General features: G+C 42.8%; 12 protein-coding genes. All 12 read left to right on the top strand.

Annotated features, from left to right (window positions below; genetic code table 11):
- Window positions 1–111: 111 nt before the first annotated feature.
- Window positions 112–1,266: a beta 1-4 rhamnosyltransferase Cps2T gene (gene cps2T / locus A3GW_RS0100855; protein WP_018367425.1), complete on the top strand. Its 1,155-nt coding sequence runs from the start codon at window positions 112–114 to the stop codon at window positions 1,264–1,266.
- On the top strand, window positions 1,256–2,206 hold the full coding sequence (locus tag A3GW_RS0100850; protein WP_018367424.1) for a glycosyltransferase family 2 protein: 951 nt from the start codon (window positions 1,256–1,258) through the stop codon (window positions 2,204–2,206). Before cps2T ends, A3GW_RS0100850 begins: the two co-directional genes overlap by 11 nt.
- Window positions 2,193–3,008 carry an ABC transporter permease gene (locus tag A3GW_RS0100845; protein ID WP_018367423.1) on the top strand — a complete coding sequence of 272 codons (816 nt, stop codon included), beginning with the start codon at window positions 2,193–2,195 and terminating at the stop codon, window positions 3,006–3,008. The genes A3GW_RS0100850 and A3GW_RS0100845 overlap by 14 nt, the downstream gene beginning before the upstream one ends.
- Window positions 3,008–4,237, top strand: coding sequence for an ABC transporter ATP-binding protein (locus tag A3GW_RS0100840; RefSeq protein ID WP_018367422.1), 1,230 nt, complete (start codon window positions 3,008–3,010; stop codon window positions 4,235–4,237). Before A3GW_RS0100845 ends, A3GW_RS0100840 begins: the two co-directional genes overlap by 1 nt.
- On the top strand, window positions 4,237–5,985 hold the full coding sequence (locus tag A3GW_RS0100835; RefSeq protein ID WP_018367421.1) for a rhamnan synthesis F family protein: 1,749 nt from the start codon (window positions 4,237–4,239) through the stop codon (window positions 5,983–5,985). Before A3GW_RS0100840 ends, A3GW_RS0100835 begins: the two co-directional genes overlap by 1 nt.
- Before the next feature lie 107 nt (window positions 5,986–6,092).
- The gene (locus tag A3GW_RS10575; protein ID WP_169333166.1) at window positions 6,093–8,444 is read left to right on the top strand and encodes an LTA synthase family protein; all 2,352 of its coding nucleotides are present in this window, start codon (window positions 6,093–6,095) and stop codon (window positions 8,442–8,444) included.
- A gap of 2 nt (window positions 8,445–8,446) precedes the next feature.
- Window positions 8,447–9,226, top strand: a complete 780-nt coding sequence (locus tag A3GW_RS0100825; RefSeq protein WP_018367419.1) for a glycosyltransferase — start codon at window positions 8,447–8,449, stop codon at window positions 9,224–9,226.
- Between the two features lie 15 nt (window positions 9,227–9,241).
- Window positions 9,242–9,943: a glycosyltransferase family 2 protein gene (locus A3GW_RS0100820; protein WP_018367418.1), complete on the top strand. Its 702-nt coding sequence runs from the start codon at window positions 9,242–9,244 to the stop codon at window positions 9,941–9,943.
- Window positions 9,943–10,278, top strand: coding sequence for a DUF2304 domain-containing protein (locus A3GW_RS0100815; RefSeq protein ID WP_018367417.1), 336 nt, complete (start codon window positions 9,943–9,945; stop codon window positions 10,276–10,278). The genes A3GW_RS0100820 and A3GW_RS0100815 overlap by 1 nt, the downstream gene beginning before the upstream one ends.
- A complete protein-coding gene (locus tag A3GW_RS0100810) occupies window positions 10,275–11,525 on the top strand; it encodes a lipopolysaccharide biosynthesis protein (protein ID WP_018367416.1) in 1,251 nt (416 codons plus the stop codon). Before A3GW_RS0100815 ends, A3GW_RS0100810 begins: the two co-directional genes overlap by 4 nt.
- A complete protein-coding gene (locus A3GW_RS0100805) occupies window positions 11,522–13,018 on the top strand; it encodes a DUF2142 domain-containing protein (protein ID WP_018367415.1) in 1,497 nt (498 codons plus the stop codon). The genes A3GW_RS0100810 and A3GW_RS0100805 overlap by 4 nt, the downstream gene beginning before the upstream one ends.
- 9 nt (window positions 13,019–13,027) lie before the next feature.
- The gene (locus tag A3GW_RS0100800) at window positions 13,028–14,008 is read left to right on the top strand and encodes a glycosyltransferase (RefSeq protein WP_018367414.1); all 981 of its coding nucleotides are present in this window, start codon (window positions 13,028–13,030) and stop codon (window positions 14,006–14,008) included.
- Window positions 14,009–14,044: the final 36 nt, after the last annotated feature.

Below are 14,044 nucleotides of genomic sequence, written 5' to 3'. Positions count from 1 at the left end.
TCATCTGTTCGTTCAGTTTTTATCGTGATAACTTTTTAACTTGTTCCATGGCTTGATGTTATGGTATAATAAAGTGATATTCTGCTTAATCAACAAAGAAAGGAGAAGCATATGCGTCATGTGTTTATCATCGGCAGCAGAGGATTGCCGGCTAAGTATGGTGGCTTTGAGACCTTTGTTGAGGAATTGGTCACTCACCAGCAATCAAAAGACGTAACCTATCATGTGGCCTGCCTGTCTGATAGCGATCATGGCACCCATTTCTCCTACCGAGGGGCAGATTGTTTTACCATCAACCCGCCTCGACTAGGAGCGGCGCGTGTCATGGCTTATGACTTGATGGCGGTCCGATACGCCCTAAAACTAGTCAAAACAAAAGGCTGGGAGCGCCCGATTTTTTACCTTTTGGGTAATACCATAGGTGGCATCATGCCTCTCTTAGCTCGTCAGATTTGGGCAGTAGGGGGAGTATTTTACATCAACCCTGACGGTCTGGAATGGCGACGTACCAAGTGGTCACGTCCTGTTCGTGCCTACCTGAAACTAGCTGAGCGGTTCATGTGCCAGACGGCTGACCTAGTTATCGCTGACAATATCGGTATAGAAGATTACATTAAGCAAGCCTATCCCAAAGCTAAGACGACTTGCATCGCCTATGGCACGACAGTGGAACCAACTCCTCTGACGCCGAGAGATGCGCAGGTGCGGGCTTACTTTGACCAGCATAACTTGAGAGAAAAACATTACTACCTGATTTTGGGGCGTTTTGTCCCTGAAAATAACTACGAAACCATTATTCGCGAGTTTATGGAAAGTCGTACCCAGAGAGATTTGGTCATTATTTGTAACCAAGAGGGCAATGCTTATTTTGAACGATTGAAGCAGGCGACAGGATTTGACCGTGATTCTCGGATCAAGTTTGTCGGGACAGTTTATGACAAGCCTCTTGTGGCTTATATCCGCCAGCAGGCCTTTGCCTATATCCATGGTCATGAGGTCGGAGGAACCAATCCTAGTCTGCTAGAAGCCTTAGCACAAACTGATCTAAACTTGGTTTTAGATGTGTCCTTCAACCGCACGGTGGCAGGCCAGAGTAGCTATTACTGGATCAAGCAAGATGGCAACCTAGCTAGTCTGATTGACGACGTGGATGAGCAGACTGATTTTACAGTTCTGGGACAGATGGCTAAGGGCATTATCCGTGACCAGTATACTTGGGAAAAAATTGTTGGAGAGTATGAGGACTTGTTTTTAAATGAAGGTTAATATTCTCTTATCAACCTACAACGGGGCACGTTTTTTAGCCCAGCAAATCGAAAGCATTCAAGCGCAGACTTATGCTGACTGGCAGCTCCTTATCCGAGATGATGGTTCAAGCGACGATACGAGAACCGTGATAGCAGCATTTGTTGCTAAGGACAGCCGCATCCGCTGGGTCAATCCAGATGAAGAGCGTAATCTTGGTGTTATTAAAAGCTTCTACAGTTTGGTGAAGCATGAGCCTGCAGATGTTTATTTTTTCAGCGACCAGGACGATGTTTGGTTGCCTGATAAGCTAGCCGTGACCCTGTCACAGGTGAAACAAGAAGACATGACTAAACCGCTCCTGGTCTACACAGACCTCAAGGTTGTCAATCAGGAATTAACGGTTCTTCATAAGAGCATGATTGCCACTCAGTCTCATCATGCGAACACCGAACTCCAGCAGGAGTTGACGGAGAACACGGTGACTGGTGGCACGATGATGATTAACCATGCTTTGGCGGAGCTTTGGCAAACAGCTGACGACCTGCTCATGCATGACTGGTATCTAGCTCTAGTAGCCAGCAGCATGGGCAAGCTGGTCTATGTTGACCAAGCTACTCAGCTCTATCGTCAGCACGATAGTAATGTCCTTGGGGCGAGAACCTGGCGCAAGCGCATGAAAAATTGGCTAAGACCACAGGTTTTAGTGGCCAAATACTGGTGGCTCATCAAAAGCAGTCAAGCACAAGCAACTAAACTCCTCGCTCTGCCATTGCCCCAAGACAAAAAAGCAATAGTTGACGCCTATATCGGACTGATGAACCAGCCCTTGAGGCAACGCTGGGCGACCTTGCGGCGTTATGGTTTTGCCAAGAACCGCTGGTTTCATACCCTGGTCTTTACGACCCTAATCTTAACCAAGTTTGGTTATTTAAGTGAGAAAAGAGATGAATCTATTTAGCAAAGAAAACCGTATCCTCTTGCGGGAGATGGTTAAAACAGACTTTAAGCTCCGTTATCAAGGGAGCGTGATTGGGCATTTGTGGTCAATTTTGAAGCCGATGATGCTTTTTTCTATCATGTATGTGGTCTTTATCCGCTTTTTACGGATGGATGATGGGACACCACATAATGCTATTGGCGTCTTGTTTGGCATGGTGACGTGGAATTTCTTTGCGGAAGCGACCAATATGGGCATGATGTCTATTGTGTCGCGAGGGGATTTGTTGCGCAAGCTCAATTTTCCTAAAGAAATTATCGTCTTATCAGCAGTGGTCGGGGCAGCTATTAACTACAGCATCAACTTGCTTGTCGTTTTGGTCTTTACCCTACTCAATGGAGTTACACTTAGCTGGTCTGTTCTGGTCTTGGTGCCGCTCTTTCTTGAGTTGTTTGTTCTAGCCTTGGGATTAGCCTTGATGTTGTCTAGTCTCTTTGTCAAGTACCGAGATATTGGTCCGGTTTGGGAAGTCATCATGCAGGCGGGCATGTATGCTACACCAGTGATTTACTCGCTCAATTTCTTTTTACAGCGTGAGAATCCGTGGACACCACTCATGGCAAAAGTCATGATGCTTAATCCTATGGCTCAGATTATTCAGGACATTAGGCATTTTATTGTTTACAGTGGATCTTTTCGTGGCTGGCAACTCTATGATGGGTCATGGTTAGGTTTGGTGTCTTATCTCTTGCCAGTCCTTGTTCTAGTGATAGGCTCTGCTATTTTCAAAAAAGAAGCCAAGCGTTTTGCGGAGATTTTGTAATGACAGATAGAAAAACAGTGGTCAAAGTAGACCACGTCAGCAAATTTTTTAGACTGCCGACCGAGGAGACCAGGAGTCTACGAACAGCTCTGGTCAACCGTTTCAAAGGCATCAAGGGTTACAAGGAGCAGCATGTCCTCAGAGACGTCAACTTTGAGGTCAAAGAAGGCGATTTCTTTGGCATTGTCGGACGAAATGGCTCAGGAAAGTCAACCTTGCTCAAGATTATTTCTCAGATTTACGTGCCTGAGCAGGGCACGGTAACGGTTGATGGCAAGCTCGTCTCCTTTATCGAGCTGGGCGTCGGTTTTAATCCTGAACTGACAGGTCGGGAAAATGTCTATATGAATGGTGCCATGTTGGGTTTTACGACTGAACAGATTGACGCCATGTATGATGACATCGTTGATTTTGCTGAGCTCCGGGACTTTATGAACCAGAAACTCAAGAACTATTCGAGCGGTATGCAGGTGCGCTTAGCCTTCTCTGTGGCCATCAAGGCGCAAGGTGATATTCTGATTCTTGATGAGGTTCTTGCGGTCGGAGATGAGGCCTTTCAGCGCAAGTGTAACGATTATTTCTTGGAGCGTAAGAATAGTGGAAAGACGACCATTCTCGTCACCCACGATATGGGTGCGGTCAAGAAATACTGCAACCGAGCGATCTTAGTCGAAAATGGCTTGGTCAAAGCCTACGGTGATCCTTTTGATGTAGCTAATCAGTATAGTGTGGATAATCTTGTGCATCATCCCAAAGAGGAGCAAGTTGAAGAAGAGGTTGAGGAAAAGCCTACTTCTGTAATCAAGGAATTGCGAGCTAGGTTATTGACTAAACCGGTCGTTACACCTGACGAAGAGTTAACATTTGAATTTACTTATGAGCAATTGATTGATGACGAGACTCATCTTGCTTTTACTTTTTTTGATGTCGATAACCATTTTCCACTCTATAATGACAATTCCTTGTATCTGCCAGCTACAGGTAAAGGTAAGAAACACCTCCGTTATACCTGTCGTTTGCCTTATGTCAACAAGGCAAAATGGCGATTGATTGCTGTTGTTAAAGATAGTAATTTTAATATTTTAGCCCATACAGAAAAAGAGGAATCGCCAGTTATTGTTGTACAACGTCAAGTGGACCTAAATGACCTATCTGAAGTCGACTCTGCCGATGGCATGTTACTTAGACAAGGTACTTTTTATACTGTTTCAACCGAGGAGAAAAGCTAATGAATCGCCTACTTCTTTATGTACACTACAATAAATACAATCAGTTAAGCTCACATGTTCTTTTCCAGTTGGAAAAAATGCGTCCTCTTTTTTCAAAGGTTATTTTTATTTCCAACAGTCAACTGTCAAGTGAACATGGTTGCCACTTGCTTACCCAAGGGTTAGTTAGTGAAATAGTTCAACGTGAAAATGAAGGGTTTGACTTTGTTGCTTGGCGCGATGGCATGGAGCATCTAGGTTGGCAGGAACTAACCACTTATGATTCTGTCACTATTATGAATGACACCTGTTTTGGCCCCCTTTGGGACATATCGACTTACTATGAACGTTATGAATCGGATCAAACCACTGATTTTTGGGGAATGACCAATCATCGTGAGACCAAGCGCTTCAAGGAACATTTGCAAAGTTATTTCATCTGCTTTAAGCAACAGGTTGTCCAATCACCAGTCTTTAAGGAATTTTGGACCAAGGTCAAGTCTTATGATATTGTTCAAGATGTGATTGACTATCTAGAATCTCCAGTAACTAATAATTTTGTTGATGCTGGTTTCCAATATCAGGCTGTATTTGATACCACAAAAGCAGAGACACATCACATGCCATTGCCCGATTTTTCTTACTATAACCTGGCACAAATTCTTGAGCATCGCGTTCCTTTCATTAAGGTAAAAGCGTTGGATGGTAATCAACAGCAAGCTTCCTTTGTTATTGATCGAATTGCGACTATTAGTGATTACCCTATAGAGTTGATCGTATCTCATATGTCGCGTGTTTTTTACCCGACGTCTAATTATTTGTTGCGATATAAGTATATGACAGATTCTCCTGTCGTTATCGAACCTTCAAAAAAGATTGCTATTCATTTACATGCTTTTTATACAGATTTGGTCGGCGATTTTTTAGAGATTTTTAAAACATTTTCATTTATTTTTGATCTATTTATCACGACCAATGAAGAGAGTAAACGTATTGACATTGAAGAGGTTCTGACTAGATTTGGGATGACTGCGACTATTAAGGTTACAGGTAATCGTGGTCGCGATATTCTACCGATGCTGAAGTTGAAAGATGAGTTGTCTCAGTATGACTATATTGGACATTTTCATACTAAAAAATCTAAGGAGACAGAATATTGGGCTGGTGAGTCTTGGCGGACTGAGTTAATTGAGATGCTGGTTAAACCCTCGGATCAGATTGTTAGTCAATTTTCAAGGCGTGAAGATTTGGGGGTTGTGATTGCAGACATTCCAACTTATTTTCGTTACGTACAATTAGATCCTTTTTATGAGGGGATTTTAACTGAAGATATGAACCGATTATGGGAACAGATGGGAATGAAAAAAGAGTTGGATTTTCTTATTTTCTCGACATTTGTCATGAGCTATGGAACCTATATCTGGTTTAAGTATGATGCTCTCAAGCCGCTATTTGATTTGGAGCTGACGGATAATGATGTCCCAGAAGAACCGTTACCTTCAGCTACAATCTTGCACTCAATTGAGCGGATGCTTGTCTATATTGCGTGGGGAAATGACTATGATTTTTTGATTTCAAAAAATCCAATTAGCTTGCCACCTTTTGTTGATGTTAATCTCTTGAACACAAGAGAGGGAGCGAAGTTTAACCCTCTGGCAACAGTTGATTTTACTTACTTTGGGGGGATTAAGGGAGCAATAAAGTATACGATTTTTATCAACTTATCTATTACTAAATACCTTGTTAAAAGATTGTTGAGGCGCAGATAATGATAATGAATACTTTTAATCTTACTGCTCTTAAGGCAAGGTGCGAAGTAGTCTTTTTAGCTACTCCTTGGCCGTCGCTATTAGTCTTTTTTGCTGTTAATGTTTTTTTGACAAGTTTTGTGTATAGCCAGTTAACTATTCTTGCTTGGCCAGAATGGGTGCGATACAGTTTTCTAGGTCTTTTACTCTTGTTTTTAACGGCTTTGTTGAAACTGTCTCAAGTAATTTGGCTGGTGTTTGGCTATACCACTGGTTATTGGTTTTACAGCTGGTTGATTAGGCTTTTGATAGCAAGTAGTCATGTCAATGATAAGCAATTTGTGTTTTGGAAGATCGGTAAGGATGGTTTTTACCAACCAGCATTTTTCAAAGGATTGATTACTCTTGTTATTTTAGTTTTTTTTGCTGAATTGACCAGACGATTTTGGCCTAAAACTCAAGTCTTTTTGGAGCGTTGGGCGGGTCTAGAACGCTTGACTCTCTACTATTTACTGACCCTTAGTTTGTTTGAACATATCCCCTTACAGAGGGAGCTGTGGTCTCACTTTGGTCTTGTTTTGGAGAACAAGACAGTATGGCAAGTGGTGATTATCACTTATCCCTTCTTATTTTTAGGTTTGGTGCTCTCGCATCTATTGGTGAACGCTATAAGAGGGTTGTCGAAGAACCGCTCAAACCTTTCTTTGGCAATCCTGACTAGTTTGATTTTTGCGGTGATTGCGAGCTATCAGTTGCAGTTACCGATTACCTTTGGGACAGCATTATTGGGGGAAACAGCCTTCTCAGGAGCCATGCTATTTCAGGTGATTTGTTTGTTTTTCGCCTGTCTGTTTGTTTACCTTTTGATTAATCGCTACCTCTTTTCTACCCTCTTATTAGTAATTTTAGGAACACTCTTGACTTTGGCGAATCGTATGAAGTTTGATTTACGTCAGGAGCCCTTGCTGTTCACTGATTTAATTTGGTTGAAAGAAGGAGATGCAGTTTTAGCTTTTGTTGAACCAGAGCTGACCTCTAAGCTATGGTTTATCTTGTTTGGGTTCGTTGCTGTCTATTTAATATTGCGTCTATTTGTTTTGAAGGGACGCTTAGTGCATCATCGAGGGAAGCGTTTGGTCTATCTAGCAATGATTGCAAGCTTTTTTGTCACATTGACACAGATTTTTCGTCAAGAAGCAAGTGGTCGTTTGCCAGAGGGCTACCCTATTTTGTCTCGTCTTAATAATGACAATCCGCTAGATTGGTTGGGCTTTGGCATCAATGCCCAGTACAAGTCTTTGACCTATGTTTGGTTTAAGCAGTTGGCTAGTGAGAAGATGGAGAAACCAGCTCAGTACAGTCGTGAAAGAGTTGCAGAAGTTGTCGCACGCTATGAGAAGCTGGCTCAGGAAATTAACCAGTCTCGACCAAATAACTTGACTGATGAAACGCTAATTTTCCTCTTGAGTGAGAGTTTTTCAGATCCTGAACGTGTTCCTGGGGTGAAACTTAGTGCAAATCCCTTGCCTCATATTCATCAGATCAAGGCGCAAACAACGAGTGGTTTGATGCAATCGGATGGTTATGGTGGAGGAACGGCTAATATGGAGTTTCAGAGCCTGACGGGTCTGCCTTATTATAACTTTTCACCGTCTGTTTCGGTTGTCTATGTGGAAATTGTTCCTAGTCTTAGCTATATTCCAGCCATCAGCCAATTTTATGCGCCAGAGCAACGTATTGTCATCCACCCTGATAGCCCAAAGAACTACAATCGGAATAAGGTTTATGAGCAGTTAGAATTTGCGGAATTTGTGGCTCATAAGGACACAGATAATCCCTTGACGGCACCGGTAGCTGTGGGAGCCTTGGTGAGTGATCGAACCGTTTATGCAAACATCTTAGAACGGATGACCGATTCTAGCCAGTTTTTCTCAGTGATTACCATGCAAAATCACTCGCCTTGGCTATTAGATGAACCAAGTGATTTGACAGCTTTTGGTGAAGGTTTTAGTGAGACGGCTAATGGTAGTCTGGCGAGCTATGTCCGTTTGTTGAGCCATACGGATAGTGAAACCCAAGCCTTTTTAGAACAGTTGAGTAAGCTTGATAAGCGTGTGACAGTGGTCTTTTATGGCGATCATTTGCCTGGATTCTACCCTCAAGCAACCTTTGAGAGTCAGCCAGAGAGCCAGTACCAGACGGATTATTTCATTTGGATTAACCATGACACTAAACGTTTAGATTACCCCTTGATTAATTCCAGCGATTTTGTTGCCGCATTGTTGGAGCATTTAGAAGCTAAGGTGAGCCCTTATCAGGCCTTGCTTACACGTGTCCTGCAAGAAGCCAGTGTAGACAAAACTGACCTATCGGACGAAGGCCTTGCGGTTTTGGAAGACCTTCGTGTCATTCAATACGATTTAACAGCAGGTAAGGGCTATATATTGTCAAACCAAGAATTTTTTGAAGGGAAGAATTAGCCATGTCCAATCAGCATACTTTTGTGATTTGTGCTTATGGAGAGAGCCTTTATTTGGAAGAATGTATTCAGTCGCTCAAGCAACAAACGAGGTCTTCGGAGCTTATCCTTTACACTTCTACGCCTAATGACTTGATTGAGGGTCTTTGCCAGCGATACGGAATTCCGTTGAAAACTAAGCCTGGTGGCGGTATCGGTAAGGATTGGAACAATGCCCTGTCCTTTGTTGAGACACCTTATGCCACCATTGCCCATCAAGACGATGTGTACCTGCCTGATTTTTTGGAAAAGACCCTGTCCGCTTTTGAGAAGCATCCGGATAGCTTGATTACTTATACGGATTACGCTGAGTTGCAAGATGATAAGGTCCGTCCTGAAAACCTTAATTTGAAGATTAAAACGGGCTTGTTGCGCTTCTTAGCCCTTGCTCCAAGTAGTCGTTTTTGGCGCAATCGAAGTTTGGCTTTCGGTAATGCCATTTGTTGCCCTGCGGTTAGTTACAATTTACGAGCCCTGCAGGGATTCAGCTTTAGCGAAACTCTTAAAACATCTTTGGATTGGTACGGCTGGTACACCATTAGTTCAACTTATTCTGGACGTTTTAGCTACATTCCAGATAAGTTGATGTACCACAGAATTCATGAAGAATCGGAAACAACTGCTACAATTAAGGATAATACCCGAACTAAGGAAGACCTGTTTATGTACGAGCAATTTTGGCCAAAATGGGTGGCTAAGTTGCTGATTCCACATTATGAGAAGAGTCAGGCGTCCAACCACTAAGAAAAGGAGAAGTAGATGTCCAAAAAACAATCAGATACTCTAGTCATCATACCAGCTTATAATGAGGAAGGGTCAATTAAGGCTGTTGTTGACCAATTGCGTGAGGATTACCCGCAATTTGACTATGTGGTCATCAATGATGGGTCTAAAGACCAAACGTCAGCCATTTGCCATGCCAATGGCTTTAACATCATTGACCTGCCGACCAATCTTGGTTTGTCAGGTGCCGTTCAAACCGGGTTCAAGTATGCCTATCAAAATGGCTATGACCAAGCTGTGCAATTTGATGCGGATGGCCAGCATTTACCAGAGTACATCGCCCCTTTGGTTGCAGCCATCAAGGAAGGTAACGATTGCGCAATTGGGTCTCGCTTTGCCACGCAGGAGCGCCACAAATCCTTGCGCATGTTGGGAAATACCTTGATTAGTAACATCATTAGCTTGACCACTGGGCAGAAAATTGCTGACCCGACGTCAGGCATGCGAATGTTCAATAAACAACTCATCAAGGAATTTGCTACCAACATCAATTACACACCGGAGCCAGACACCATTTCCCATCTGATTCGTCAAGGGAAAAAGGTCGTTGAGGTTCAAGTCAGCATGCAGGAGCGACAGGCTGGTCAATCTTACTTGACCCTGTCACGGTCAATTAACTACATGGTGCACATGGTCATTTCGATCTTATTTATTCAGGGGTTCAGGAGGAAAAATTAATGTTGGTATCGTTACAAGCCCTGTTACTGGTTGTCGCAATTGTGACGGTTTGGGTCATGTTGAACAATATCCGTAAATCTCAAATTCGGATTGAAGATAGCCTGTTTTGGTTTATCTTTTCAGCTATTCTTCTCTTTTTTGCCATTTTTCCTCATGCCATTATTGTCTTGTCGCGGTTTTTGGGCTTTGAGTCACCTGCTAATTTTGTCTTTTTGGTGATTATCTTTTTGCTCATTCTCAACCAGTACAATCTCCTAAAAAAGACGGCCTTGTTGGACATTCGATTAAAGACCTTGGTTCAGTACATAGCGATTAAGGAAGAGAAGGAGCGATGAGTCAACAAAGAAGTGCACGGGCCGTGTTTTTATGGAACTTGGCGGGGAGTTTATCGACTGGTTTAGTGGCCTTCCTATTATTTCTGGGAGTATCACGCACCATGCCTGCGGTTGTTAGCGACCGTTATAGTTTTATCTATGCTATCGGTAATCTTCTGTCTATGCTTGCCCTGTTTCAAGTCAGAAATTATCAAGCGACGGATATTCATCAGCGATTTTCCTTTTCGATTTACTTGGCTGCGAGACTATGGACATGCTTGTTAACCGTTTTGGTAGCAGCTATTTATGGTCTCTGGGGAGGTTTTTCCGTCCTAGAGCTAGTCATGCTACTCTTGATGACCGCTTATCGGATAACAGATGCCTTGTCAGATGTTTTTCAAGGGCTCTTTCAGCAACAAGAGCGTATGGATTTGGCTGGAAAATCTCTCTTTTTCCGAAACAGCCTGATGTTGCTGGTTTTTAATATGAGTCTTTTCCTGACGAAGAACTTGATTTTAGCCATGTGGCTGCTCTTGTTAGTGTCGTGTCTAGCTATCATCTGGTGGGATCTTCGTCCTGCTAGAGACATGGTTACTTGGGACTGGCAGGCGATATGTGATCGCCAGGTGCTGTCCCTATTAAAGCACTGTGTTCCTCTCTTTATCATTGGTTTCTTGCTGGTTTATATCTACAACCAGCCCAAGTATGCTCTTAATAGCCTCTTTGAGGAAGGTTATATAGTAGCAGGTGCTCAGAGAGATTTTAACATCTTGTTCATGCCCATTTTTGTCATGAATTTGCTGACCATGCTTCTACGGCCGATGATTACCCAGTTGGCGGTTTACTTTACAAGGAGCAATTGGTCAGACTTTCGTCAGTTAATTCGTCGTATTTTTCTCTACCTGTCTCTGTTGTCGGCAACTGTCTTATTAGGGGGTCACTTGCTGGCAATTCCTGTGCTAAGTACAGTTTATTCGACTGATTTATCAGCTTATAAAACCACCTTCATGATTTTGTTGGTTGGTGGGGTATTGAGTAGTTTTGCGACGATTTTGGATAATTTGGTGACGGTGTTCCGTTACCAGAAGTTCCTGGTGCTGTCTTTTGGTTTAGCGTGGTTAGTTTCTCTCCTTATCGCTGGACCACTGGTTCGTTGGTCTGGGATTTTCGGAGCCGCTGTTTCCTATCTTTTAACCATGGTAGTTTGGTTGGTGGGGCTGTCTGTGACCTATGCCATTATTTTTAAAAAAGTAAGGAGTACTTCATGATGTTTTTTCAACAAACACTTATACGCTTGAAGGAGCGCTACCCCTTGCTGATTGGTCTGAGCCTGGTCTTTTTTCTGGGTGTTTTGTTCTATGCTAATCAGCCTGACTTGCCATTGAGTTTATTGGCAGTGTTTTACCTGACTGCTGCTCTGGTCATTACTTATTTGCCAAAACGTTTGGACTATGCGACGGCTTTGGTTATTCTGATTTTTGGTGGTTTTTCGGCTATTGTCTCACCTATCATGGATGTACCTGATGAAAATGCTCACTATGCTCGCAGTAGCTTATTGGCTGAAGGCCAGTTAAACCTCAATAATGACCAGAACAAGGTTCTGGTGTCTGAGGATGTGCAAGCAGTGATTGACCAGTCAGGTCAGCCTTATCTGGGGAACCCAAACAACCATGAGCATGGGGAAGGAATGATTAGTTTTCCATCGGTCTTGATGACCAATGTCTATTATAATTTTGGCTATCTTCCTCAGGCAACTGGTTTGATTGTTGGTGAATGGCTAGGATTAGGCGTTTTAAAAACCTACCTGCTGGGTCGTTTGATGACTGTGTTGGCTTATGGGGTTTTAGTCTTTATTGCCGTTCGGTTGGCAGGTTCTTTGGGTGAACTCGTTGCTGTTGCGGCCTTGTTGCCAATGAACATCTTTTTGTCTGGCTCCTTTAGTCAAGACCCTGTTTTCATGGGAGTCTTACTAATTGTTACAGCTCTGTTCTTCAGTATGCTGACTAAAGAAAAAGCGGTTGGTCTTGCTGACATAACCCTGTATACCGTGCTTTGCTTGATGCTGGTTACCTTAAAATTGCCCTATATTTTATTCATTGGTCTTCCTTTCTTTTTACCGACCAAGCGGTTTAAAAATCTGACAACGTTTCAGGTCTGGTTGGTAAAATTCAGTAGCGTGTTGACCGTCCTTCTGGTGGCAATTGTGTGGTATAAATTATCTGGTCAAATCAAGCCGCCAACCTTCCAAACAGAGGAATTTCTTCGCCAGGTTGACCCAGGTAAGCAGCTTGGAGCAGTCTTACAGACCCCTCACCTTTACCTGATTGCCATCATGCGCAATGTCGGTGGTCACCTTCTGACCGCGGATTCAGTGAACACCTTTGGCTGGTTGACCTATGGCCTTGGCCCAATGGCCTCCATGATGCTGGTGTTTCTATTTAGTGTTATTCTTAACAATGCCAATCGGGTGACGGTTAGCAAGTGGGTTAAACTGGGCCTCTTCTTAGTCTTTGCAGCCATTGCTTCAGGTATTTCCTTTGCCTTACTTCTATCTTGGACACCTGTCGGCTCTTACAATATTTTAGGGGTCCAAGGGCGCTATTTTATTGGCCTTTACCCTCTGATTCTCCTCTTTTTTGCGAGCAATAACAAGGCTTTTGCTCGCTGTCAAGGCTTTCTCAAGGAGCACCAAGTGATTAGCATTAGCATTTATTTCCTGGTTCTATTGCTTTTAGCAACAACCTTGCGCTATTACGCTTAGGAGGTTTCCATGAAGTTTTCCATTATTATTGCCGCTTATAATGTAGCAGACTACCTTGAAGAATGCGTAGCTAGTGTTGCTCAGCAAATTTATCAAGACCAAGATTATGAAATCTTGCTCATTAATGATGGTTCAACAGATGGTCGTACTGCTGCGCTCTGCGATGACCTCGCCAAACGCTACCCCGTTGTTAGACAAATTCATAAGGAGAATGGAGGTCTATCATCCGTTAGAAATTTAGGGATTTTAGAATCCAAAGGCGATTATATTCTTTTTGTTGATGGAGATGACTTTTGGACAGATAATCAGTTTTTGTCAGGGATAGCTGAGCATTTATCGGATAATGTGGATGTTTTAATCTTTCCTTATAGTTACTATAGTCATAAAACAGTAAGTTTATCTTATTCAGTTGGTGATGGTGCTAGTTTTAATCTAGAAGATAATTCTGTTGAATTAGTTGAAAAAGGGATTTGGTTTACTCCAGCTTGGAATAAATGTGTTAAACGAGATTTATTTGAAATTTCGGATAATCTATTCTTTCCTTTAGGTTTTTTATCTGAAGATATTATTTGGTGTGCTAACCTACTTAAAATAGCTCAAACCTGCGTGATTTATCAAAACAGCCAGTACATGTACCGTCAAAACCGTGAGGGGAGCATTACCAGCACCGTCAAAGCAAAAAATGTCCTGGATATTTTGCGGAGCATTGACCAGGTCTTGCAAACTCAAGGCTTATCTCAGGAGCGCCAAGTGGCTCTGGAGCGTTACGCTACGATTGCCTATATTTCCATCTTACCTTATGCTTACCCTTATCGTCAGGACCAGGATATTAAATCTTATTTACAAAGCTATCGCTACTTGTTGGGAAATAGCAGAGCCCTGCACCAGCTGAGTTTCAAGATGACTGGTCTTGGGAGCTACTATTTAGGTTTGGAAGTTTCCATGGCTATTTACCATTCGCTCATTGGTTTATACCGACGCTTACGTTAACTCATTAAAAAACTCACTCCTCTTAGAGGGTGAGTT

It is taken from the genome of Streptococcus entericus DSM 14446 (assembly GCF_000380025.1).
Lineage (GTDB): Bacteria > Bacillota > Bacilli > Lactobacillales > Streptococcaceae > Streptococcus > Streptococcus entericus.
This window is presented reverse-complemented; position numbering and strand designations above follow the sequence as displayed.

Coding starts and splice junctions, on each gene's coding strand:
- A3GW_RS0100845 (WP_018367423.1), top strand. CDS start 2,193: ATGAATCTATTTAGCAAAGAAAACCGTATCCTCTTGCGGGAGATGGTT.
- A3GW_RS0100850 (WP_018367424.1), top strand. CDS start 1,256: ATGAAGGTTAATATTCTCTTATCAACCTACAACGGGGCACGTTTTTTA.
- A3GW_RS0100800 (WP_018367414.1), top strand. CDS start 13,028: ATGAAGTTTTCCATTATTATTGCCGCTTATAATGTAGCAGACTACCTT.
- A3GW_RS0100840 (WP_018367422.1), top strand. CDS start 3,008: ATGACAGATAGAAAAACAGTGGTCAAAGTAGACCACGTCAGCAAATTT.
- A3GW_RS0100815 (WP_018367417.1), top strand. CDS start 9,943: ATGTTGGTATCGTTACAAGCCCTGTTACTGGTTGTCGCAATTGTGACG.
- A3GW_RS0100805 (WP_018367415.1), top strand. CDS start 11,522: ATGATGTTTTTTCAACAAACACTTATACGCTTGAAGGAGCGCTACCCC.
- cps2T (WP_018367425.1), top strand. CDS start 112: ATGCGTCATGTGTTTATCATCGGCAGCAGAGGATTGCCGGCTAAGTAT.
- A3GW_RS0100820 (WP_018367418.1), top strand. CDS start 9,242: ATGTCCAAAAAACAATCAGATACTCTAGTCATCATACCAGCTTATAAT.
- A3GW_RS0100835 (WP_018367421.1), top strand. CDS start 4,237: ATGAATCGCCTACTTCTTTATGTACACTACAATAAATACAATCAGTTA.
- A3GW_RS0100825 (WP_018367419.1), top strand. CDS start 8,447: ATGTCCAATCAGCATACTTTTGTGATTTGTGCTTATGGAGAGAGCCTT.
- A3GW_RS0100810 (WP_018367416.1), top strand. CDS start 10,275: ATGAGTCAACAAAGAAGTGCACGGGCCGTGTTTTTATGGAACTTGGCG.